Below are 22718 nucleotides of genomic sequence, written 5' to 3' on the forward strand. Positions count from 1 at the left end.
AATGCCACCACGTCTCTTCTCACGCGCGAAGACATCCGCTGCGCTGAGCCCGTTTGAGTCGGGCGCGCTCGGCAGGCTGGGGCTCGGCCTATTGCTTGCCTGCTCCTTGGGGCTGGCAGCAATTTCGGCCTTGGCCCAAGCAAAAGAAACAAAAGAAACAACGCCGCCGCACGCACCGGCATCGGCGCCCGTGGGCAAATCGACCTTGTCCAAGCCACTGTGGCGCGAACTCAGCGCCCGCCAGCAGCGGGCCTTGCAACCGTTGGCCCCCCTCTGGGACGGCCTGAGTGCACCACATAAGCGCAGGTGGCTCGCGATATCGCGGAATTACGCCCGTTTATCCACTGAAGACCAAGAGATTCTGCATAGTCGAATGACCGAGTGGGCTGCGCTCACCAATCAACAGCGCATCCAGGCCAGATTCAACTTTGCAGAAGTCAAGCAGCTTCCCACTGAGGAGCGCAAGGCCAAGTGGGAGGCCTATCAGGCGCTCAGCGAAAAGGAAAAGGAAAAGCTGGCTGCACGCGCAACCCCTCGGGCGCCCGGCGCCGCAGTGACAATCAGGCCCGTGCCTATTCAAAAGCTCGCGCCGATTCCCGCGATCGCCCCGGACGGCCAGCGCACCCCTCGCATCCAGCTGGCCCCTCCAGTTCCAGTACCATCGCCCACTCGGCTTCGCGCGACGAATGTCACAACGCCTCCCGTACCGGCCGAATTGCAGGTGCCCGACCCTTCGTCGGTTCCGAGCGGGGAAGTTCCGGCAAGCCCGAAAGTTCCGCCGGTGCGAGTCACCGAGCAGCCGTCGTCTGCTTCCTGATCAAGATAGTGATGGCATCCAGTTCCCCCGAAATTTCCACCTCCGACGACGCTTCTTCACCTGATGCTCAGGCGCTTGCTGCAGCCGTGTTGACCGCACCCGGACTCTGGCGCCGGATGGCCTGCTGGATCTATGAAGGGATGCTGCTCTTCGCAGTAGTGTTCGTCGCTGGATGGCTGTTCAGCACGCTCGGCCAGATGCGGGACGCCATGGATTCGCGCAGGCATTTGCTCCAGGCGTTCCTGTTCGTGGTTTTCGGCGTCTATTTCGTCTGGTTCTGGATACACGGCCAGACCTTGGCCATGAAGACCTGGGGCCTGCGCATTGTCGACCGGTTCGGCCGTCCGCTGACCCAGGGCCGCGCGTTGTTGCGCTACTTGCTGAGCTGGGTGTGGTTCCTACCATCGCTCGCGGCGATTGCGCCCTTCAAGCTGGGGGGCGGCGAATCGACGGTGCTGATCTTCGGCTGGGTCGCAGTCTGGGCGATGTTGTCCCGGTTCCATCCCGAGCACCAGTTCTGGCACGACGCCTGGGCCGGAACCCGCCTCATTCCGTCCGCACCGCTCAGCCGACGATGAGCCCCGACACCCCGGCCAATCCGCAAAAGTCACGCCGCGGTCTGATCCGAATCTGGCACGCGGTGCTCATCTCGCTGGACGGCTTCTGCGCCGGCTGGAAAGAGCCTGCCTTCCGACAGGAAGTGCTGTTTGCGGTCTTCATGCTGCCGGCGGCGTTCTGGGTCGGCAGCAACTGGGTGGAAACTGCGTTGCTCGCCGCCACCATCGTGCTGGTGCTGATCGTCGAGTTGCTCAACAGCGGCATCGAAGCCGCGGTCGACCGGATCGGTCCGGAGTGGCATTCGTTCTCCAAGAGTGCCAAGGACATGGGCAGCGCCGCAGTGCTTTTGTCCATCCTCCTGTGCGGCGGTGTCTGGCTGGCAGCATTGTGGCAACGCTTTGCCACTTAGGTTCCATCAGAGCGCGGCATGATCGGGGGATGACTCCAGCCTTTTCGATTTGCGTGTATTGCGGTTCGCGTGCCGGCGAACGCCCCGAGTTCACCGGCATCGCCGAAGCGGTTGGCCGTTGGATCGGCGAACATCGGGGCCAGCTGGTCTACGGCGGCGGTCGTACCGGCCTGATGGGTGCATTAGCGAACGCTACCCGCACATCCGGCGGGCGCGTGGTCGGCATCATTCCCCAGGCCCTGGTGGACAAGGAACTCGCGAACCGCCTCAGCGACGAGCTGCACGTCGTCGACACGATGCACGAGCGCAAGGCCATGATGGGCGAACGCGCTGATGCCTTCCTTGCGATGCCGGGCGGCATCGGAACCTTCGAGGAGTTGTTCGAAATCTGGACCTGGCGCCAGCTCGGCTACCACGACAAGCCAATCGGGATCCTGAATGCGGCCGGCTACTACGACGCGCTGTTCGCGTTCCTCGCACACAGCGTGCGCGAAGGCTTCATGGGTGAATGGCAGATGGGATTGGTGCGCACCGGCAACGAAGCCCCGGCCTTGCTCGAAGCGCTGGTCGAAGAGGCTCGCCGCCACCCCCGCGGCGACAAGCTCGCCGAAGTCCTCTAACGGCGCTCAGAACCGGGTTTTTTCGGGAGGGCCGCCGCGCCCGGCCGCCCGAAGCGGCCGGCCCGCCCCCGGCAGGGGGTTGGCGAAGCGACACGAAGTGCGCGCAGCCTGGGGGCGAGCAACCTACACCGCTGCTTCGTCTTCCTCGCCGGTGCGGATGCGCACCACGCGCTCGACGTTCGTGACGAAGATCTTGCCGTCGCCGATCTTTCCGGTCCGGGCGGCACCCACGATCGCATCGACGCAGCGATCGACGTCGGCCTCGTTGACCACGACCTCAACTTTCATCTTCGGCAGAAAGTCCACCACATATTCCGCGCCGCGATAGAGCTCGGTGTGGCCTTTCTGGCGGCCAAAGCCCTTGACTTCGGTCACGGTGAGCCCGGTGACGCCGACCTCGGCCAAGGCCTCGCGCACGTCGTCGAGCTTGAACGGTTTGACGATGGCGGTGATCTGCTTCATGCGGTCTTTCTTCCGGCGGTTTCGTTGAATTTGCTGGTGATAGGGTATCGCCAATCCTTGCCGAAGCTTCGGTGGCTAACCCGGATGCCCACAGGCGCCTGGCGCCTTTTGTATTCGTTGATCTTGATCAGTCGCGCCACCCGCTCCACCACCGCACGGTCGTAGCCGGCGGCGATGATCTCGTCGATGCCTTCGTCGTCTTCCATGTAGCGCGACAGGATGCCATCGAGTATGTCGTAAGGCGGCAAACTGTCCTGATCGGTCTGGTCGGGTCGAAGCTCCGCGCTCGGCGGCCGCGTGATGATGCGCTCGGGGATCGGCTCGAAGCCGGTGCCATACGGATCGTGCGCATTGCGCCAGCGCGCCAGCGCGAACACGGTCGTCTTCAGCAGGTCCTTGATGACCGCAAAGCCGCCCGCCATGTCCCCGTACAGCGTGCAGTAGCCGGTCGCCATTTCGCTCTTGTTGCCGGTGGTCAGGACGATCGAGCCGAACTTGTTGGACAAGGCCATCAGCAGGGTGCCGCGAATGCGGGCCTGCAGGTTCTCCTCGGCCGTGTCCTCGGCCAGACCCTTGAACTCCTCGGCCAGCGCGCCCCGGAACGACTCGAACGTGTGCTTGATCGAGATCTCGTCGTAGCGCACGCCGAGCCGCTCGGCCATCGCCCGGGCGTCGATCCAGCTGATGTCGGCGGTATAGGGCGAGGGCATCATCACGGCCCGCACCTTGTCCTTGCCCAGGGCGTCGACTGCGATGGCAAGCACCAGCGCCGAATCGATGCCGCCCGACAAGCCGAGGATCGCGCCCGGAAAACCGTTCTTGCCGATGTAGTCGCGAACCCCCATGACCAGCGCATCCCAGAGCTGGGCTTCGGCGTCACGCGGCGCCACCACCGCGGCCTCGTTGCTCGCGAACTCGACGCCGCCGGCGCCGCGCTCCGCTTCTGCAAAGACCAGCTGTTCCTTGAAGCTTTCCGCCTGCAGCGCGATGCTGCCATCCGCCTGCAGCGCGAAAGAGGCGCCGTCGAACACCACCTCGTCCTGGCCACCCACCAGATGCGCATAGACCAGCGGCAGATTCACCGCCTTCGCGCGTTCCGCCATTCGCGCGACCCGCTCGCCTTCCTTGCCGACATGGAAGGGCGACGCATTGATCACGGCCAGAATTTCGGCGCCAGCCTGCTTCGCGAGTTGCGCGGGTGCTTCGAACCAGGCGTCCTCGCAGATCAGCAGCCCGACCGCCACGCCGCCCGCCTCGAACACGCACACGCCCTGGCCCGGTGTGAAGTAGCGGCGCTCGTCGAACACCTGGTAGTTCGGCAGTTCGCGCTTGGCATAGGTTTCGAGAACGCGGCCTTCGCTCAGGACGCTGGCCGCGTTGGAGCGCAGCTGCACGGCGACAGACCTGCTGCGCAGGCTGCTGCCGGTGGGATGCCCGACGACCACCACCATGCCGGCCAAGTCTGCGAGTTCGCGGGCGACCGTTCTGACGGCATCATCGCAGGCGGAGATGAAGGCCGGACGCAGGAAAAGATCCTCGGCCGCGTAGCCGCAGATCGAGAGCTCGGGCGTCAGCAGCAGCCGCGCGCCTCGTTCGTAGGCAGCACGCGCCGCGCCGATGATCTTCTGCGCGTTGCCGGGGAGGTCGCCCACCACGAAATTGAGCTGCGCGATGGCGAGTTTCAGTGTCATACAGAGCAAGCAAAGGGCTTGATCGATTATGTCATTCGCCCCCGGAGACCCTGGCCCCGGTGTGCATTGCACCTTCGGCCGCTTCGGCTGTTACCCTCGACGGGTGACCAGGCCGACAAGACTCCATTGACCGATCCGATCATTCGCATTCACCGCTCGCCGTGCGAGATCGATGCAGCAGCCTGGGATGGATTGCTTGCACAACAGGCCGCGCCCTCCCCGTTCATGCGCCATGCCTACCTGGCGGCGCTGCACGAAAGCGGCAGCGCATCCCCCGCAAGCGGCTGGACGCCGCGCTTCGTCACGTTGTGGCGTGGCAAGCAGTTGCTCGCCGGCTGTCCGCTCTATGTCAAGGGCCACTCCTATGGCGAATACGTCTTCGACTGGGCCTGGGCCAACGCCTATGAGCAGCATGGGCTCGCCTACTATCCCAAGGCCGTCGTCGCTGTGCCGTTCACGCCGGTGTCGGGCGCGCGCTTGCTCGCACGCGACGCGCAAAGCCGGGCGCTGCTTGTGCAGGCACTGATTGCGTGGTGCAAGGAAGAAGCGCTTTCGTCCCTGCACCTGCTGTTCGGCGACGATCCGGACATCGCCGCCTGCGCGGATGCAGGCCTGATGCTGCGACATACCGTCCAATTCCATTGGGAGAATCAGCCCGCGGCGGCCAGCGGCGACACATCGGGCTGGACCAGCTTCGATGTCTTCCTCGCCAGCCTGTCGCACGACAAGCGCAAGAAGATCCGCCAGGAACGCCGCAAGGTCCACGATGCCGGCGTGAGCTTTCGCTGGTCGCTCGGTGCCGACATCGACGAGGCCGACTGGGATTTCTTCTACCGCTGCTATGCCCGCACCTACCGCGAGCACGGCAATCCGCCCTACCTGAGCCGCGACTTCTTCCAGCGCATGGCCGTGACCATGCCGGAGGCCTGGCTCCTCTTCGTCGCCGAGCGCCACGGCAAGCCGATCGCGACGAGCCTCATCGCGTTGTCCGCAGCTTCGACAGGCGCTGGTGCCTCGGCAGATCCGATCGTTGCCTACGGACGCTACTGGGGTGCGCTGGAGCGCGTGGACTGCCTGCACTTCGAGGCCTGCTACTACCAGCCGCTTCAGTGGTGCATCGAGCACGGCGTGCATCGCTTCGAAGGCGGTGCGCAAGGCGAGCACAAGATGGCGCGCGCACTGATGCCCGTGAAAACCACCAGCGCGCATTGGCTTGCGCACCCGGCGTTCGCCGACGCGGTGGAACGCTTTCTCGAACGCGAAGGCGCGGGCATCGACAACTACATGGACCACCTCGGCGAACGCAGCCCGTTCAGGTCGGTGGGCCAGCGACCGAACGACCATGACCCGCAATGACTGCCTCCGCGCCGCAGCCGCCTATTTCGATGAGGGCGGATTCTTCACGGACCTCCAGCGACGCATCGCCTTCAGGACCGAGGGCGACACCGGCACGGTCCCACCCTCGCTCGATGCCTACCTGCGCTCGGAAATCACTCCGACGCTAGAGCAAATCGGCTTCGTCTGCGAACTGATCGCCAATCCGGCGCCGAACGGCGGCCCGTTTCTGATCGCGCGCCGCATCGAAGATGCCGACCTGCCAACGGTGCTGACCTATGGCCATGGCGACGTGGTCAGCGGCCAGGACGCACAGTGGCGCGAAGGCCTGCAGCCCTGGGCCCTCACGATCGAGGGCGAGCGCTGGTACGGCCGCGGCACCGCAGACAACAAGGGCCAGCACACCATCAACCTCGGTGCGCTCGCGCAGGTCCTGCATGCACGCGGCGGCCAGCTCGGCTACAACCTGACGCTGCTGCTCGAGATGGGCGAGGAAGCCGCCTCGCCCGGACTGCACGAAGTCTGCAGGCAAGAGGCCGATCGGCTTCGCGCCGACCTGCTGATCGCCTGCGACGGACCGCGGGTCAGCGCCCAACGGCCAACCCTGTTCCTCGGCTCGCGAGGGGCCGTCAACTTCAGCCTTCGCCTGCGCGCCCGTCAGCGCGCCCACCACTCGGGCAACTGGGGCGGCGTGCTCGCCAATCCGGCGACGCAGCTGAGCCATGCCGTGGCGACGCTGGCGGATGCGAACGGCCGGATCCTGGTCGATGCGCTGCGGCCGCGCGACATTCCTGCCTCGGTGCGCGAGGCGCTCGCAACCATCGAGATCGGCGACGGCCCCGACGATCCCGCCATCGACGACGACTGGGGCGAACCCGGCCTGAGCCCGGCCGAGCGGCTGATGGCGTGGAACACGATCGAGGTCCTCGCGCTCGGCGCCGGTTCACCGCAGAGGCCGGTCAACGCGATTCCGGCCGAGGCGGTGGCACATTGCCAGCTGCGCTTCGTGGTCGGCACGCCCTGGCAGGATCTGGCCTCCATCGTCCGCGCCCATCTCGATGCGCGCGGGTTCGAGCAGGTCGAAGTGCAGGTCACGCTGGAAGGTGCCGCCACCCGGCTCGATGTCGACAACCCCTGGGTCGTCTGGGCGCAACGCTCCATCGAGGAGAGCACGGGCCAGCGTCCCGACGTGCTGCCGAACCTGGCAGGGTCGCTTCCGAACGATGTGTTTGCCGATCTGCTGGGCCTGCCCACCCTGTGGGTGCCGCATTCCTATCCGGCTTGCGCGCAGCACGCGCCCAACGAGCACCTGCTGGCGCCACTGGCCCGCGAAGGCCTGCAGATCATGGCCGGCCTCTACTGGGACCTGGGCGATGCCGCCTCGAACGCCCCCTGGCATACCGGGGCGCCGTGCCCTACTTCTTGAAGTTGGCGATGCCGTCCAGGATTTCCTTCTTGGCGGCATCGATGCCTTCCCAGCCCAGCACCTTGACCCACTTGCCCGCTTCCAGGTCCTTGTAGTGCTCGAAGAAATGGGTGATGGCCTTCAGGCGCATCGGATTGACGTCCTCCACCTTCTTCCAGTGGCTGTAGATCGGCAGCACCTTGTCGGTCGGCACGGCGAGCACCTTGCCGTCGACGCCGGCTTCGTCTTCCATCATCAGGATGCCGATCGGTCGGCACGGCACCACCACGCCCGGCACCAGCGCCCAGGGCGTGATGACCAGCACGTCGACCGGATCGCCGTCGCCCGACAACGTCTGCGGCACGTAGCCGTAGTTGGTCGGATAGTGCATCGCGGTGGTCATGAAGCGGTCGACGAAGATCGCGCCCGACTCCTTGTCGACTTCGTACTTGATCGGGTCGGCGTTCATCGGGATTTCGATGACGACGTTGAAAGCTTCAGGAGCGTCTTTGCCGGGGGAGACTTGACCGAGGGACATGTTCGTCTTCGAGTAGTTGAAAGTTGTAGTGGGATGCGGACAAACCCGAAGTTTACTTTCCGTGTCACGGGCCCGTCGCACGAAAAAGCGGTTTTCCCTGTAAATTGCGCCCGTTGGCCAATCGGCCTCGGTGTTCGAAAGCACCGGGGCTTCGAGGAAGCAACGCGGCGGAAGCACTGACCCGTACGCGTTGCGCGCAGGGGCCTGTGCTTTCGTCTCCACAGAGTCACAACGAACTACTGGAGAAGCAAGGCATGACTGGCAACATCCCACTCGTCCTCGCCATGGTCTGCGGCCTCGTGGCCGTAGCCTATGGTTTCTGGGCGCGCAGCTGGATTCTTTCGAAGGACGCGGGCAACGCCCGCATGCAGGAAATCGCCGCGGCGATCCAGACCGGCGCGGCGGCTTATCTCGCGAAGCAATACCGCACCATCGCCATCGTCGGCATCGTGCTGGCGATCCTGATCGGGATCTTTCTCGATGCGACGACCGCGGTCGGCTTCGTGATCGGCGCCGTGCTCTCGGGCGCCTGCGGCTTCATCGGCATGAACGTGTCTGTCCGGGCCAACGTGCGCACCGCACAGGCCGCGACCAAGGGCATCGGCCCGGCGCTCGATGTCGCGTTCCGCGGCGGCGCCATCACAGGCATGCTGGTCGTTGGCCTCGGCCTGCTGGGTGTCTCGGGCTTCTACTGGTTCCTCGCGAGCAACGGCAGCGCCCCCTCGGACGCAAGCCACCTTGCGACCGTGCTCAACCCGCTGATCGGCTTCGCCTTCGGCTCCTCGCTGATCTCGATCTTCGCGCGGCTCGGCGGCGGCATCTTCACCAAGGGCGCCGACGTCGGCGCCGACCTGGTGGGCAAGGTCGAAGCCGGCATTCCGGAAGACGATCCGCGCAATCCGGCCGTGATCGCCGACAACGTGGGCGACAACGTCGGCGACTGTGCCGGCATGGCCGCCGACCTGTTCGAGACCTACGCCGTGACGCTGATCGCAACCATGGTGCTGGGCTCGTTGATGGTCGCTGCGGCGCCTGTCAACGCGGTGCTGTACCCGCTGGCGCTGGGCGGCGTGTCGATCATCGCTTCGATCATCGGCTGCTTCTTCGTCAAGGCCTCGCCGGGCATGACCAACGTGATGCCCGCGCTCTACAAGGGCCTGGCGGTCGCGGGCTTCCTGTCGCTGATCGCCTTCTGGTTCGTCACGAGTTGGCTGATTCCCGACAACGCGATCGCCCCCACGGGCAGCCAGTTCAAGCTGTTCGGCGCCTGCTTCGTCGGCCTGGCGCTGACGGCGGCGCTGGTGTGGATCACCGAGTTCTATACCGGCACGCAGTATTCGCCGGTGCAGCACATCGCGCAGGCCTCCACCACCGGCCATGGCACCAACATCATCGCGGGCCTCGGTGTGTCGATGCGCTCCACTGCCTGGCCGGTGATCTTCGTCTGCATCGCGATCCTGTGCTCGTACACGCTTGCCGGTCTCTACGGCATCGCGGTGGCCGCGACAGCCATGCTCAGCATGGCCGGCATCGTGGTGGCACTCGATGCCTACGGCCCCATCACCGACAACGCTGGCGGCATCGCCGAGATGTCGGATCTGCCGGCCAGCGTGCGCGCCGTCACCGATCCGCTGGACGCGGTAGGCAACACCACCAAGGCCGTCACCAAGGGCTACGCCATCGGCTCGGCCGGGCTGGCTTCGCTGGTCCTCTTCGCCGACTACACGCACAAGCTCGAAAGCTTCGGGCAGGCCATCAGCTTCAACCTGAGCGACCCGCTGGTGATCGTGGGCCTCTTCATCGGTGGCCTCATCCCCTACCTGTTCGGCGCCATGGCGATGGAGGCCGTGGGCCGCGCGGCCGGCGCAGTGGTCGAGGAAGTGCGCCGTCAGTTTCGCGACATCCCGGGCATCATGGAAGGCACCGGCAAGCCCGAGTACGGCAAGGCCGTGAGCATGCTGACCGGCGCGGCGATCAAGGAAATGATGATCCCCAGCCTGCTGCCCGTGGTGGTTCCGATCCTGGTCGGACTGCTGCTCGGCCCGAAGGCGCTCGGCGGCCTGCTGATGGGCACCATCGTCACCGGCCTGTTCGTCGCAATCTCGATGTGCACCGGCGGCGGCGCGTGGGACAACGCCAAGAAGTACATCGAGGACGGCCATCACGGCGGCAAAGGCTCCGAAGCGCACAAGGCCGCCGTCACCGGCGATACCGTGGGCGATCCCTACAAGGACACGGCCGGCCCGGCGGTGAATCCGCTGATCAAGATCATCAACATCGTCGCGCTGCTGATCGTGCCGCTGGTGGTCAAGTTCCACGGCGGCGAGGCCGCCGCCATGGCGCCCCCGCCCGCGGCGCCGGTGCCTGCCGTCGCACCCGCTGCGGCTGTTGCGCCGGCCGCCGATGCGGGCGGCTCGATCAAGACCGAGAACGGCGTGGTCAAGTTCTATTTCGCCAGCGGCAGCGCCGAAGTGCCCACGGGCTCCGCCGAAGCATTGGCCGACATCGCGAAGGCCGCGCAAGGCGGCACACGCGTGCTGGTCAGCGGCTATCACGACGCCAGCGGCGATCCGGAGAAAAACGCCGAACTTGCCAAGCAGCGCGCGGTAGCAGTGAGCACCGCGCTCAAGACGGCCGGGGCGCCGGAAGACAAGATCGAACTCGCCAAGCCGGCACAGGCACAGGCCGACGGGTCGCCCACCGAGGCACGCCGAGTCGAGGTGAAACTCCAGTAAGGCCAATCGCCTTTCGCTGCGGGCGCGGCGGACAATCGAGCGGTTTACGTCCATGACCCATCTCGTTGTCCGCCGCCTGTTGATCGACCTGCAGCCGCCCTTTGCGCACGACTGGTGCGGCGATGATGCTTTCGCGACCGCATTCTTCAATGCACTGTCGATGAGCTTTCCATTCGGCGAGCAGTTCTTCATCGACGCCGTGCGTCGCGCGCTCGGCAGTTCCCCGGAGGCATTGCAACAGGCGCACCATGCCGAGATGCAGGCCTTCATCGGACAAGAGGCCGCGCACCGGCGCGTTCACGCGCTCTTCAACGCGCACCTGGAAGCGCAAGGACTTCGCGACGGCTGGACACCGCGAGCCAGCAAGCGCCTGCAGCCGCTCGCCGATGCCGATCCGCGCCACGCACTGGCCATCACTGCGGCGACGGAGCATTTCACCGCGATGTTCGCCGGCTGGCTGCTCGCCCATCCGCAACTGCTCGACGGCGCCGAGACAAGGCTGCGCACGATGTGGCTTTGGCACTCGGCCGAAGAACTCGAGCATCGCAGCACGGCCTTCGATCTCTATCGAGCCGTCGACGGTTCACACGAGTGGCGGGTGCGCTGGTTCCGCCGGATCACGACGATCTTCCTTTGCGACCTGCTGCGGCAAACGGCCTCCAATCTGCGTCGTGAAGGCCAGTTCTGGAAGTTCTCCACCTGGCGCAGCGGCATGCGCCTGCTGTGGGGTCGCGAAGGACTGCTGCGACAAAGCTGGAACGGCTGGTGGTGCTACCTGCGCAGGGATTTCCATCCCTCCCAACAGGACGACGCGCTGTCGCAGCGCTGGCTGGCCGACAACAATGCCCGGTTCGTGCCTGTGAAGACACCTGCGCCGGAGCCCGAGGCGACGCTCAGTTCAGGCTGAGGCCGTGCGCCGTGGGCAGCGTGCCCTGGTCTGTTCGCAGCGGAACACCCTGGAGCGTGTCGAAATCGGACGGCCCTTCCGGCACACGCATCACCTCCAGTTCATGCAGCGATGCAACCCAGCGGCCGGCGGGGGAATCCGCCGGTTCGTCGTTGGTGAAGATGCCATCGCGGATATAGAAGGTCTCGCCCTGGGGTCGTTCCACGTGCAGCTCGATCAGGCGCGCGATGGGGAAGGTGTAGGTGACCAGCTTTTCCTTGGTCTTCCTGTCCTTGCCGCCGCAATTGAAGAAACCTTCAGCGGCGATCACGATGCAGGAGCCGTCCACGCTGCTGTCGACGTCGCCACCGCATCGCCAGACTGCGGTGGGCAAGCGAACGCGGACCTTGTCGATGACAAGATCACGCTGCTTGTTGAGGCTGTTGAGTGGCGGCACGAGCGAACGCAATTGCCGCAGGCGCTCCGCGAAGTTGTCGTCCATGCAGAACTCCACATGATGCGTCGCGCCACCTGAGCGCTTGACGACCTGCATGATGACGTGGCGAATGGAACTCATTGGACCCGATCCTTTCCGCGTGACGGACGCATCCCCGGATCAGGCAAGTCGATGGCTTTGGACGGGCTCATTGGCATCGATCACTGGTTAGAACTTTCGCATTGATGCAATGATTTGCATCAATTGTTTCTAACTGTAGATCGAAATTGGCCGGTTTGATAGAAGCCTGAAGTAGTAATCGGGCTTCGCAAATGTCAAGAATCGACGATCTCGTCCAGCGCCTTGCACGAAGGCGCGCAGACCGTCTGCGACTTGCCAAGCAGCTGGCGGGTTTTCATCTGGGAGCGCACGCGATGCTTGCCGCACATGAAGCAGGACATCGTCGCGCCGCTGAACGACGCCGACGCCCGAAAGGGCGAACCCGAGGCCTTCGCCTTGTAGCGCAGGCCGTCGGCCACCACGGTCGTCTTGACTTCGGCCTTGCTCATGAAGCGGCGCTGTCCGTATCGGGGCGGCGCATGGCACGGGCAATCGCCTCGCGGGCGCCGAGTTCTGCGGCCAGAGAGCTGTCCAGCGCGGAGCGGCACAGCCCCGCGTGCTGGTAGTTGAGATTTTCATACACCTCGGCGGCAGCCGGATAGGCGTCCAGCAGTTCGCCGAGCCGGGTGCCGGGCTCCACGTCGCGGAACTCGTCCACCAGGTGCATCACGACCGAACGGTATTGCTCGGGGCCCACTGGCACGGCGCTGTGATCGAGCCGCTCGAGGAGCTGCGCAAGCACATGCGTCACCGCCAGATCGGTCTTGGGCACCGGGGTGTTGATAGCGTTCATGCCCAGCATGTGGGGAGGCGGAGGCCGAATACAAGGGGCACCCCGGTTGCGAAAGGTTTGCGTCACCCCCCGAGGCTACAGCAACATCTCCGGCACGATCGGCGCAATCAGCGAGTTGTAGAAACGCTGGAAAAAGCTCGACTCCGGCTCGGAGGTCAGGATCATCTCCTTCTCGCCATCGTTCGTCAGCCACTGGAGCGTGCCCGAATCCTTGGCCAGCCGCAGGCGGTACGAGTTCTGCAGCTTGCTGATGTTGATCACGCGCAGCATCTCGCGTGCCAGTTGCGGGCTGTCGACCACCACGCCCATCTCGGTGTTCTGCGTCGCCGAGCGCGGATCGAGGTTCATCGAGCCGACGAAGATGCGCCGCCGGTCGATAGCCGCCGTCTTGGCATGCAGCCGGCCGAGCGAATGGCCGAACATGCCGAAACGCTTGCTGGCCGTGGTGCGCTCCGGACTCAGCTCGTAGAGATCGGCACCGCCGGCGAGCAGCCGCTGCCGGTAGCGCGCGTAGCCGGTGTGCACCAGCGGCTCGTCGTTGGCCGCCAGCGAGTTGGTCAGCAGCGTCAGCTTGACGTGGCGCCTGGAAAGATCGTCGAACGCCGCCATGCCCTTCTCGCCCGGCACCAGGTAGGGCGAGGTCAGGTCCACCTCGGTCTTCGCATCGAGCAGCAGGCCCCAGACTTTCATGGTCACGCTGGTGGCGAGTGCCTCGTCGTCGGTCATGTACGTGGGCTTGTTCGGCGGGTCCGCGATAGCGCGCGCCTCGCCCCACAGCAGGCCCATGCGGCCGGCATCCAGCTCTTCCGCGATCGGGCCGTAGCCGAGGACGTCGGCTGGCGGCAGTTCGATCTTCGGCGGCGGCGCGGCCATGCCTATCCAGTTGTCGAAGTCTTCCATCGTCGGCTGGCGGCCGCCCTCCCCGTGCACGATCTCGCCGATCGGCCAGACCTGCTCGGCGTTCCAGTAGGTGTCGAAGATCATCTCGAGCTGCGGCACGACCTTGCCCACCACCAGCGCATCCATGTCGATGAAGTTCTGCGCCTGGCTGAGGACGAAATATTCGTCGGCGATGTTGCGCCCGCCGACGACCGCCATCACGCCGTCGGCGATGAAGAGCTTGTTGTGCATGCGGTGGTTGAGCCGCGAGATCTCCTGCGGCGAAGCAATGAAGCGCGATAGGAAACCGTCCCGACCGCAGCAGAAAGGATTGAACAGGCGCACCTGCACGTTCGGCACCTGCGACAGCGCCAGCAGCGGCTGCTGGCTCTTCGTGGTGTACAGGTCGTCCACCAGCACCCGCACCTTCACGCCGCGCCCGGCCGCCTCGCGCAGCGCGCGCATCAGCAGCCGACCGGTGGCATCGTTCTCGAATTGGTAGTACTGGACGACCAGCGACTGCTGCGCCCGCTGCGCGAGCTGCACGCGCGCATCCAGCGAGTACACGCCCAGCGGCATCAGGCGAAAGCCGGAATGCTCGCCCGGCGGCGTCGAGTCGGCGGCGATCTTCGCCAGCCGGGTCGAAGGGTCGGGTTGGGCCGCGGTCTGGGCAGCGCGCTCGTGCGCAGGTGGCAGCGACCCGCACGCGACCAGGGCTGCCGTCCCTGCGCACAGCAGGACCATCCGAAACAGGCGAGTCAGTGCGGACGTCATATGGATTCCTCTCCTATTGATTGCTCAGAATACGCCACGGATCGCGCGCCGGTTTCAGGCTGTCGCAACATATCCTGCAGTCCTAGAATTCGCTTTCCCTCACCCGGGAGTTACACCATGATCCCCCAGATTCTTGCGCGCTTCGCCTTGTTTGCCTTCGCCGCCGCGGCCGTCCCTTCGGCCTTCGCCGCGCTGGACATCGGCGACCCCGTGCCCAAGTTCACCGCCAACGCGGCGCTCGGCGGCAAGACCTTCCGCTACTCGCTGGCCGATGCGCTGGCCAAGGGACCGGTGGTGGTGTACTTCTTCCCGGCAGCGGACACCAACGACTGCTCGATCGAGGCGCACGCTTTTGCCGAAGCGATCGATCAGTTCGCCGCGCTCGGCGCCACCGTGATCGGCGTCTCGGCCGACGACATCGACACGCTGCAGAAGTTCTCGGTGCGCTCCTGCCAGAGCCGCTTTCCGGTCGCCTCGGATCAATCGAAGACCGTGATAGAAGGCTTCGACGCGCTGATGCAGACACGGCCCGATTTCGCCAACCGGCTCTCCTACGTGGTCACGCCCAATGGCAAGGTCGCCTACTACTACCAGAACCTGAATCCGGACAAGCACGTCGAGCGCATGCTCAACGCGATCAAAGCCCTGCCGAAGACCACCGCATCCCGCTGAAAGACCCGCTGCGCGCGACTGCCGGCTGGTTTCGCGCACAATTTCGGCCATGCAACTCCACTACATCGGCAACGAAAGCGTTGCTTCCGCGTCCGGCCGCACGCTGCCCGTGATCGATCCTTCCGATGGGCAGGTCTTCGACCAGCTCCAGCGCGGCGACGCCGCCGACATCGATGCCGCCGTGCGCGCCGCGCGCGACTGCTTCGAGACCACATGGCACAAGGTCAGCGCGGCCGACCGCGGGCGGCTGCTCCACAAGCTGTCGCAGAAGATCGCCGAGCACGTCGACGAGCTCGCATTGATCGAGCAACGCGACTGTGGCAAACCGGTCAAGCAGGCGCGCGCGGATGCACTGGCCCTGGTGCGCTACTTCGAGTTCTACGCCGGCGCATGCGACAAGCTGCATGGCGAAACGATCCCCTACCAGGAAGGCTACAGCGTCTTCACCTGGCGCGAGCCGCACGGCGTCACGGGCCACATCATTCCGTGGAACTACCCGATGCAGATCTTCGGCCGCAGCGTGGGCGGCGCGCTGGCGGCCGGCAACGTGTGCGTGGTCAAGCCTTCCGAAGATGCCTGCCTGTCGCTGATCCGGGTCGCGCAGCTGGCGGCCGAGGTCGGCTTTCCGCCCGGCGCGCTCAACATCGTGACCGGCTACGGCCATGAAGTCGGCGATGCGCTGGCGCGGCACGAGGGCATCGACCACATCAGCTTCACCGGCAGCCCGAAGGTGGGCACGCTGATCCAGCAGGTCGCGGCGGAACGCCATTGCCCGGTCACGCTCGAACTCGGCGGCAAGAGCCCGCAGATCGTCTTTGCCGATGCCGACCTCGGCGCGGCCATTCCGGTGCTGATCAACGCGATCGTGCAGAACGCCGGCCAGACCTGCTCGGCCGGCTCGCGCGTGCTGGTCCAGCGCGACATCTACGAGGCCCTGCTCGACCGCCTCGGGCGCGCCTTCGAGGCATTGCGGGTCGGGCCGGCCGCGATGGACCTCGACGTCGGTCCGCTGATCCGCCAGACGCAGCAACAGCGCGTGTGGGACTTCCTCTCCGATGCGCAGCATGCCGGCATTCCGATGGTGGCGCAGGGCCGCGTGGTCGACGAGGCGCCCGAGACCGGCTTCTACCAGGCGCCCACGCTGCTGCGCGACGTGCCGGTGAACCATCGCCTGGCGCAAGAGGAAGTCTTCGGCCCGGTGCTCGCCGCGATGGCCTTCCGCGACGAGGACGAGGCCGTGGCGCTGGCCAACGCAACGCAGTTCGGCCTGGTCGCCGGCATCTGGACGAACGACGGCGCACGCCAGTTCCGCATGGCCAAGCGGGTGAAGAGCGGCCAGGTCTTCATCAACAACTACGGCGCGGGCGGCGGCGTCGAGCTGCCCTTCGGCGGCGTGAAATCCTCGGGATATGGGCGCGAGAAGGGCTTCGAGGCGCTGTACGGCTTCACGACGCTGAAGACGGTGGCCGTGCGCCACGGCTAGTCATTGCTGCAGCCGGGTGCCGACGCCGGTTGCACCGGCCCGCTCATACAGCCAGCGCGCCGCGGCGACGTCTTCCAGCGCCATGCCCAGGGACTTGAAGAGCGTCACCTCGTCGCCTCCGGTGCGCCCCGGATGCCGTCCGATGACCAGCTCGCCGATCTCCGCCAGCAGACTCGCGGGCGACACCAGGCCGCCGCGAAAGGCATTCAGGTAGTCACCCGATTCATTGAGCGTCGATTCACGCCGGTCGACGAACAGCGAGGCGCGCCCCATCAACGCCGGCTCGATCTCGCAATGCGAAGGCGTGCTGGAGCCGACGGCGTTGATGTGCGTGCCCGGTGCGATCCAATCACGCCGCAGGATGGGCTCGGAGGCGTTCGTGACGGTGATCACGATGTCTGCATCGCGCACCGCCGCATCGACGGATTCGGCGGCCTCCATCGCGAAGCCGTAGTTCGGCTGCTCCGCCGCCACGAACGCGCGGGCACTCGCCAGCGTACGCGCTGCCACCCTCACCGACGCCAGCGGTCGAACCGCCGCCGCGGCCTGCAGCTGCCAGTGCGCCTGATGCCCGCTTCCGATCAGCGCGAGCCGCGAGGCCTCGGGCCTCGCCAGCAGGCGCGTCGCCAGGCCCGTCATCGCGGCGGTCCGGATGCCGGTGATTTCGGAGGCCGACATCACGGCCATCAGCGCGCCGGTCTCGCCGCTGAACAGCAGCACGCAGCCTTGATGCGGATCCAGCCCGAGCGCGCTGTTGCCCGGAAAGAACCCGGCCGTCTTGGCGCCGTAGACCGGCTGTGCGCCGCCGATGTACGCAGGCATCAGGCCCAGCAGTCCCTTGGCATCGGGCGGACGCACGATCTGCCGCAGCGGCTGGTGCACCTCGCCACGCGCCAGCGCCGCCATGGCATCGGACATCACGTCGATGCAAGCCGCGACGCTCAGCAGCCGCGCTACATCCTCTTGCCCGAGAAAGAGAACAGGAGCGGGCCCGCCTGCACTCATGGCAGTGCGCGCGCAGCGTCCAGATGCTTCGTGAGCGTGCCCAGGTCGGTGTTGGTACCGCACAGCAGTACACCCACGCGCTGGCCTTTCAACTCTTCGCGCAAGGGTCCGAGCAAGCCCGCCGTCGCAGCCGCGCAGGCCGGTTCGGGCGAGAGCTTGAGCTCCTCGAACAGATTCACCATCGCGCGGCGGATCTGGTCGTCCGAGACTGTCACCAGCTGGTCGACATTCCTGCGGCACAGCGTGTAGCTGTAGGCCTCGGTGTGCGGCGCCATCAGGCTGTCGGCAATGCCCTGCATCGGGCCCATCTTGATCGGGCCGCCGGTCTCGAAGCTCTGCGCCATGGCGTCCGCGCCCTCGGGTTCCACGCCATAGACCTTGCATGCAGGCTGCACCAGCTTGAACGCAGTGGCAACGCCCGCCATGAGCCCGCCGCCGCCGATCGGCACGATCACCGCATCGAGCTTCGGCGCCTGCATCGCCCACTCGTAACCGAGCGTGGCCGTGCCCAGCACCGTGCGGTAAGTGCTGAAGGGATGCACGAAGAAGCGCCCTTCTTCCTTCTCGATCTGATGCACGCGCTCGAACGCCGCCGCGCCGTTGTCGGCCATCACGACCTCGGCGCCGTATTGATGGCACAGGCCGACGCGGAACGGGCTCGCGGTCTTGATCATCACCACCTTGGCGCTGATGCCCAGCTTCATCGCCGCATAGGCAACCGCGACCGCATGATTGCCCGCGCTCACGCAGGTCACGCCTGCCTTGCGCTGTTCGGGGCTGAGCGCCAGCAGGTTGGAGAAGGCCCCGCGCGCCTTGAAGGTGCCGCTGGCCTGCAGCAGCTCGAACTTGAAGTTGATGCGGGCGTCGGGCAGCGTGGAGAGCGCGTCCTTGTCCAGCGTCGGCGTCGCGTACACATAGGGCTTCAGCGCATTCGCCAGTTCGCGGATGGCGTCCAGCGTCGGCATCGGTTGGCCGTCTATGAGATCGGGAGTCTGGGTCATTGATGAATGTCGAATGCGTTGAATGTTCTTGCTACTTGAAGCCGAGCCGGCTGCGCGTGAACAACAGCGCGACGATGCTGACGATGGCGGCGAAGATCAGGTAATAGCTGGGCGACAACTTGTCGTGGGTCACGCTGATCAGCCAGGTCAGGATGAAGGGCGCGAAGCCGCCGAAGATCGTCACGGCCGTGTTGTAGCTCAAGGACAGCCCGGTCGTGCGGGTCTGGGTCGGAAACAGTTCGGACAAGAGGGCCGGCACCGGCGCGAAGTACGCGGTCATCAGGAAGCCGAAGACGATCTCCACCAGCAGCAGCGTGCCGAAGCTGGGCCGCGCGACCAGGAGCGCGAACATCGGATAGATCAGCACCAGCAGCAAGACCGCGGCGGTCAGCATGATGCGCACGCGGCCCACGGTGTCCGAGAGGTGGCCGATGAAGGGCGCGAGCAGCATCTGGATCAAGCCGACCATCAGGGTGGCGGTGAACACCACCGAAGCCGGCACACCGAGCTGCTTGACGCCGTAGGTCGGCATGAAGAGCACCAGGTAAGTGGCCACCGTGCCCAGGATCACGATGCCGATCGCCAGCAGCAGGCGCTCCTTCTGATCGCGGAAGGTGTCGCGCAGCGGCGTGGTCGTCGCTTGGATCTGCGCGAACTCGGGACTCTCATCGACGTTGCGGCGGATGTAGTAGGCGACCGGTCCGATCACGAGGCCGAAGATGAAGGGAATGCGCCAGCCCCACGCGGCCATCTGCTCGGCCGAGAGCGTGCTGGTCAGCACCGCGCCGAAACCCGCGGCCAGCAAGGTGGTCAGGCCCTGGCTGGCGACCTGCCAACTCGAGAAGAAACCGCGCCGGTGCGGTGCGTGCTCCGCCAGGAAGGCAGTGGCGCTGCCGAACTCGCCGCCGGCGGACAGGCCCTGGATCATCCGCGCCACCACCAGCACGGCCGGCGCGAGCAGGCCGATGCTGCCGTAGGTCGGCACGATGGCGATCAACAGCGTGCCGGTGAACATCAGCACGATCGACAGCGTCAGCGCCGCCTTGCGGCCGGAGCGGTCGGCATAGGCGCCGATCAGTACCGCGCCCAGCGGCCGCATGAAGAAGGACACGCCGAAGGTGCCGAGGGTCAGCAGCAGCGAGACCGTGTCGTCGCCGGTGGGAAAGAACAGCTTCGAGATCGTCGCCGCGAAGAAGCCGTAGACCACGAGGTCGAACCACTCGAGCGCATTGCCGATGGATGCCGAGACGACGGCCCGCCAGGGCGGCGTCACGGCCAAGGGAGAAAGGCTCTGGAAGCCGGATGGAGCGTGCACGTGGGCCATGGTCTTGTCTCTCTTGTCTCTCTTGTCGCTGTTGGAATAGTTCTTCGATGCCCGTGCGTTCAGGCCGCGACGGACATGCTGCGGATCAGCTTGCGCAGAAAGGATTCGCACTGCCCGAGCTGTGCCAGCGTGACGTATTCGTTGGCCTTGTGGGCCTGTTCGATGTTGCCCGGCCCGCAGATCACGGACGGCACGCCCATCTGCGCGAACAGGCCGGCCTCGGTGCCGTAGGCCACCTTGCGCACGCCGCGGTCCTGGGTCAACGCGCGCACCAGCTGCGTGATGGCGGCCTGCTCGGAGGCGTCCAGCGTGGGCGCGATGGCGAGCAGCTCGAACTCGATGGCGGCGGCCGGATGCTCGCCCTTCATCCGCGGCAGCAGCGTGTTCGCCGCGTAGTCCTTGATGCGTTCGATGATGGCGCCATGGTCCACGCCCGGAAGATTGCGGTATTCGAAGCTGAACTCGCAATCCGCCGGAATGGTGTTGAGCGCGATGCCGCCCTGGATCAGGCCGGTCTGCAGCGTGGTGAAGGGCACGTCGAAGGCATCGTCGAAAGGGCCGCTCCGGCGGAACGCGTCCGCTTGGTCGCGGATGAAGCAGATCAGCCGGGCGGCGTACTCGATCGCATTGAGGCCTTGCGGCGTCAGCGATGAATGCGCCGCATGGCCATGCACGCGGCAGCGGTAGGCATTGATGCCCTTGTGCGCCACGATGACGCGCATGTCGGTCGGCTCGCCCACGATGCAGCCATTGGCCCGGATGCCGCGCGCCTTCAGGTCCGCCAGCATGTAGGGCGCGCCGGTGCAGCCCAGTTCCTCGTCGCAGGAGAACGCGAAGTGGATCGGCTCCCGAAGCCGCGCCGCCTTCATCTCGGGCAGCATGGAAAGCGCCACGCCGACGAAGCCCTTCATGTCGCAGGCGCCGCGGCCGAACAGCTTGCCGTCGCGCACCACGGGTTCGAAGGGGCCGCTGTCCCAGGCCTGGCCGGTGACCGGCACCGTGTCGGTATGGCCCGAGAGCACGATGCCGCCCTGGGTCGAACCGTCCGCTGCCGGCAGCGTGGCGAAGAGGTTCGCCTTCTTGCCCGTCGCCTCGTGGCTGAGCATCGACGTGAGGCCCTGTTGTCCCAGGTAGTCTCGGACGGTCTCGATAAGGCCGAGGTTAGACTCGAAACTGGTGGTGTCGAACTGAATCAGCTTCTCGATCCAGGGGAGCGAAATCGGCGTTGAGGGAGAGGCGTTGCGGGCGTCCACGGATTCATCTTATACAAAATTTTTCAGATAAGAAAATTTCATGCGAGCAGCCACGCCCTCTTCGCCCCCGCCTCCTGCCCCCTCCGCGCCGGGCCACAGCATCGTGCTGGACAAGACCGAACTCGGCGCGCGCCTGCGCAACGCCCGCCAGGCGCAGCGGCTGACCCTGGCCGAGCTGGCGCAGAAATCACAGGTGTCGGTGGCCTCCATTTCCAAGGCCGAGCGCGGCCTGCTCGCGCTCAGCTACGAGAAATTCGCCGCCCTGGCAGGCGCCCTGCAACTGGACCTGTCGACCCTGTTCGGCAGCCAGCCGGCCGGCTTCATCCCCGGCAGCGTGGTGGTGACGCGCAGCGAGGACGTCGTCGAATACCACTCCGAGCGCTACCTCTACGGCATGCTGGCGACGAAGGTGAGCGCGAAGAAGATGACGCCGATGCTCGGCCGCGTCGAGGCCCATTCGCTGCTGCGCCCCGGCCAGTTCAGCAAGCATCCGGGCGAGGAATTCATCTTCGTGCTCGACGGCATGCTGGAGATGCATTTCGCCGACGGACGCGTCGAGCAGTTGGGCAAGCACGACAGCATCTACTTCGACAGCGGCCTCGGCCACCTGTACGTGAACGGCGGCGACGAAGGCGCGCAAATCCTCGTGGTCTGCTGCAACCAACCCGGCGGTGCACTGCTGGACGGCCCGGCCTGAACGAAAACGCCGCGCGGTCGCGGGCGATACACTGCCCCGCTGCATTTTTCCAGGAGACACAACGTGCGCGTCAAGGACAAATCCATCATCGTCACCGGTGCCGGCGGCGGCATCGGCGAAGGCATCGCCAAGCGGCTCGCGGCCGAAGGTGCGCAAGTCATCGTCAACGACATCAACCCCGCGCTGGGCGAACAGGTGGTCGAGGCCATCCTGCGCACAGGCGGCCGCGCTTCTTTCTTCGCGGCCGACGTCACGAAGTCGGCCGAAGTCAGGGCGCTGGTCGAGGCCGCGGTCCAGCGCCACGGCAAGCTCGACGTCATGGTCAACAACGCCGGCTGGACGCACCGCAACCGTCCGGCGCTGGAGGTGAGCGAGGACGAGTTCGACCGCTGCTACGCCGTCAACGTCAAAAGCATCTACCTCTCGACGGTGCATGCCGTGCCGGCCTTCCGCGCCAACGGCGGCGGCTCCTTCATCAACATCGCCTCCACGGCCGGCGTGCGCCCGCGCCCCGGCCTCACCTGGTACAACGGCTCCAAGGGCGCGGTCATCACCACCAGCAAGTCGCTCGCCGCCGAGCTCGGCCCGGACAACATCCGCGTCAATTGCCTGAACCCGGTGTTCAACCCCGACACCGGCCTCGCGACCGAATTCGCCGGCGGCCCGCTCACCGAAGAACGCAAGGCCAAGTTCCGCGCCACCATCCCGCTCGGGCGCTTCTCCACCGCGCTCGACGTCGCCAACGCGGCGCTCTACCTGGCGAGCGACGAGGCGTCCTTCATCAGCGGCGTCTGCATCGAGGTCGATGGCGCGCGCTGCGTCTAA

At 65.9% G+C, this 22718-nt stretch carries 23 protein-coding genes; 12 read left to right on the top strand and 11 right to left on the bottom strand.

The features are described 5' to 3' along the window. Nucleotide 1 precedes the first annotated feature (1 nt). Genes E5P2_RS14480 through E5P2_RS14495 form a run of 4 tightly spaced genes read left to right on the top strand, consistent with a single transcriptional unit; the run spans nucleotide 2 to nucleotide 2404 of the window. Nucleotides 2-817, top strand: a complete 816-nt coding sequence (locus tag E5P2_RS14480) for a DUF3106 domain-containing protein (protein ID WP_162567834.1) — start codon at nucleotides 2-4, stop codon at nucleotides 815-817. An 11-nt stretch (nucleotides 818-828) separates the two neighbouring features. After that, nucleotides 829-1395: an RDD family protein gene (locus E5P2_RS14485; RefSeq protein ID WP_162567835.1), complete on the top strand. Its 567-nt coding sequence runs from the start codon at nucleotides 829-831 to the stop codon at nucleotides 1393-1395. Continuing rightward, nucleotides 1392-1784, top strand: coding sequence for a diacylglycerol kinase (locus E5P2_RS14490; protein WP_162567836.1), 393 nt, complete (start codon nucleotides 1392-1394; stop codon nucleotides 1782-1784). Before E5P2_RS14485 ends, E5P2_RS14490 begins: the two co-directional genes overlap by 4 nt. Nucleotides 1785-1813: 29 nt before the next feature. Further along, nucleotides 1814-2404, top strand: a complete 591-nt coding sequence (locus E5P2_RS14495) for a TIGR00730 family Rossman fold protein (protein ID WP_162567837.1) — start codon at nucleotides 1814-1816, stop codon at nucleotides 2402-2404. Nucleotides 2405-2527: 123 nt separating this feature from the next. On the opposite strand, the gene E5P2_RS14500 is transcribed toward E5P2_RS14495, so the two are convergent. Beyond that, nucleotides 2528-2866, bottom strand: a complete 339-nt coding sequence (locus E5P2_RS14500; RefSeq protein ID WP_162567838.1) for a P-II family nitrogen regulator — start codon at nucleotides 2864-2866, stop codon at nucleotides 2528-2530. Further along, complete coding sequence (locus E5P2_RS14505) at nucleotides 2863-4557, bottom strand: NAD+ synthase (RefSeq protein ID WP_162567839.1); 1695 nt, start codon at nucleotides 4555-4557, stop codon at nucleotides 2863-2865. The genes E5P2_RS14500 and E5P2_RS14505 overlap by 4 nt, the downstream gene beginning before the upstream one ends. Before the next feature lie 126 nt (nucleotides 4558-4683). On the opposite strand from E5P2_RS14505, the gene E5P2_RS14510 reads away from it, so the two are divergent. After that, entirely contained in the window at nucleotides 4684-5913 is a 1230-nt protein-coding gene (locus E5P2_RS14510; protein ID WP_162567840.1) for a GNAT family N-acetyltransferase, read from the top strand. Further along, entirely contained in the window at nucleotides 5900-7318 is a 1419-nt protein-coding gene (locus E5P2_RS14515; protein ID WP_162567841.1) for a M20 family metallopeptidase, read from the top strand. Before E5P2_RS14510 ends, E5P2_RS14515 begins: the two co-directional genes overlap by 14 nt. Here E5P2_RS14515 and ppa read toward each other — a convergent pair. Next, nucleotides 7308-7835, bottom strand: coding sequence for an inorganic diphosphatase (gene ppa, locus E5P2_RS14520; RefSeq protein WP_162567842.1), 528 nt, complete (start codon nucleotides 7833-7835; stop codon nucleotides 7308-7310). The genes E5P2_RS14515 and ppa overlap by 11 nt on opposite strands. Before the next feature lie 254 nt (nucleotides 7836-8089). On the opposite strand from ppa, the gene E5P2_RS14525 reads away from it, so the two are divergent. Continuing rightward, the gene (locus E5P2_RS14525) at nucleotides 8090-10570 is read left to right on the top strand and encodes a sodium-translocating pyrophosphatase (protein WP_162567843.1); all 2481 of its coding nucleotides are present in this window, start codon (nucleotides 8090-8092) and stop codon (nucleotides 10568-10570) included. 52 nt (nucleotides 10571-10622) lie between these two features. Beyond that, nucleotides 10623-11477 (top strand): metal-dependent hydrolase, encoded by an 855-nt coding sequence (locus tag E5P2_RS14530; RefSeq protein ID WP_162567844.1) that lies wholly within the window; start codon nucleotides 10623-10625, stop codon nucleotides 11475-11477. On the opposite strand, the gene E5P2_RS14535 is transcribed toward E5P2_RS14530, so the two are convergent. The 4 genes from E5P2_RS14535 to E5P2_RS14550 all read right to left on the bottom strand — a co-directional run bounded on the left by E5P2_RS14535 (nucleotide 11464) and on the right by E5P2_RS14550 (nucleotide 14458). Then, nucleotides 11464-11958 (bottom strand): hypothetical protein, encoded by a 495-nt coding sequence (locus E5P2_RS14535; RefSeq protein ID WP_232080704.1) that lies wholly within the window; start codon nucleotides 11956-11958, stop codon nucleotides 11464-11466. The two genes, E5P2_RS14530 and E5P2_RS14535, sit on opposite strands and share 14 nt — an antisense overlap. Nucleotides 11959-12227: 269 nt before the next feature. Beyond that, on the bottom strand, nucleotides 12228-12461 hold the full coding sequence (locus E5P2_RS14540; RefSeq protein ID WP_162567846.1) for a hypothetical protein: 234 nt from the start codon (nucleotides 12459-12461) through the stop codon (nucleotides 12228-12230). Next, nucleotides 12458-12805: a hypothetical protein gene (locus E5P2_RS14545; protein ID WP_174262670.1), complete on the bottom strand. Its 348-nt coding sequence runs from the start codon at nucleotides 12803-12805 to the stop codon at nucleotides 12458-12460. Before E5P2_RS14545 ends, E5P2_RS14540 begins: the two co-directional genes overlap by 4 nt. Before the next feature lie 75 nt (nucleotides 12806-12880). Further along, complete coding sequence (locus E5P2_RS14550) at nucleotides 12881-14458, bottom strand: phospholipase D family protein (protein WP_162567848.1); 1578 nt, start codon at nucleotides 14456-14458, stop codon at nucleotides 12881-12883. A gap of 117 nt (nucleotides 14459-14575) precedes the next feature. Between E5P2_RS14550 and E5P2_RS14555 the strand changes: the two genes are divergently transcribed. Then, nucleotides 14576-15130 (top strand): peroxiredoxin, encoded by a 555-nt coding sequence (locus E5P2_RS14555; RefSeq protein ID WP_162567849.1) that lies wholly within the window; start codon nucleotides 14576-14578, stop codon nucleotides 15128-15130. Nucleotides 15131-15179: 49 nt separating this feature from the next. Next, nucleotides 15180-16613, top strand: coding sequence for an aldehyde dehydrogenase family protein (locus E5P2_RS14560; RefSeq protein ID WP_162567850.1), 1434 nt, complete (start codon nucleotides 15180-15182; stop codon nucleotides 16611-16613). Here E5P2_RS14560 and E5P2_RS14565 read toward each other — a convergent pair whose 3' ends face one another. From E5P2_RS14565 to argE, 4 genes are all read right to left on the bottom strand, one after another. Next, entirely contained in the window at nucleotides 16614-17618 is a 1005-nt protein-coding gene (locus E5P2_RS14565; RefSeq protein WP_162567851.1) for an ornithine cyclodeaminase family protein, read from the bottom strand. After that, nucleotides 17615-18619, bottom strand: a complete 1005-nt coding sequence (locus E5P2_RS14570; RefSeq protein WP_162567852.1) for a threonine/serine dehydratase — start codon at nucleotides 18617-18619, stop codon at nucleotides 17615-17617. The genes E5P2_RS14565 and E5P2_RS14570 overlap by 4 nt, the downstream gene beginning before the upstream one ends. 31 nt (nucleotides 18620-18650) lie before the next feature. After that, entirely contained in the window at nucleotides 18651-19934 is a 1284-nt protein-coding gene (locus E5P2_RS14575) for an MFS transporter (RefSeq protein ID WP_443083552.1), read from the bottom strand. A gap of 68 nt (nucleotides 19935-20002) precedes the next feature. Then, nucleotides 20003-21196, bottom strand: coding sequence for an acetylornithine deacetylase (gene argE, locus E5P2_RS14580; RefSeq protein WP_162567854.1), 1194 nt, complete (start codon nucleotides 21194-21196; stop codon nucleotides 20003-20005). 40 nt (nucleotides 21197-21236) lie between these two features. On the opposite strand from argE, the gene E5P2_RS14585 reads away from it, so the two are divergent. Both E5P2_RS14585 and E5P2_RS14590 read left to right on the top strand, forming a co-directional pair. Beyond that, entirely contained in the window at nucleotides 21237-21893 is a 657-nt protein-coding gene (locus E5P2_RS14585) for a helix-turn-helix domain-containing protein (RefSeq protein WP_162567855.1), read from the top strand. Nucleotides 21894-21956: 63 nt separating this feature from the next. Next, nucleotides 21957-22718 (top strand): SDR family oxidoreductase, encoded by a 762-nt coding sequence (locus E5P2_RS14590; protein WP_162567856.1) that lies wholly within the window; start codon nucleotides 21957-21959, stop codon nucleotides 22716-22718.

The sequence above is a fragment of the Variovorax sp. SRS16 genome, assembly GCF_901827165.1.
In the GTDB taxonomy this organism is placed as follows: domain Bacteria; phylum Pseudomonadota; class Gammaproteobacteria; order Burkholderiales; family Burkholderiaceae_C; genus Variovorax.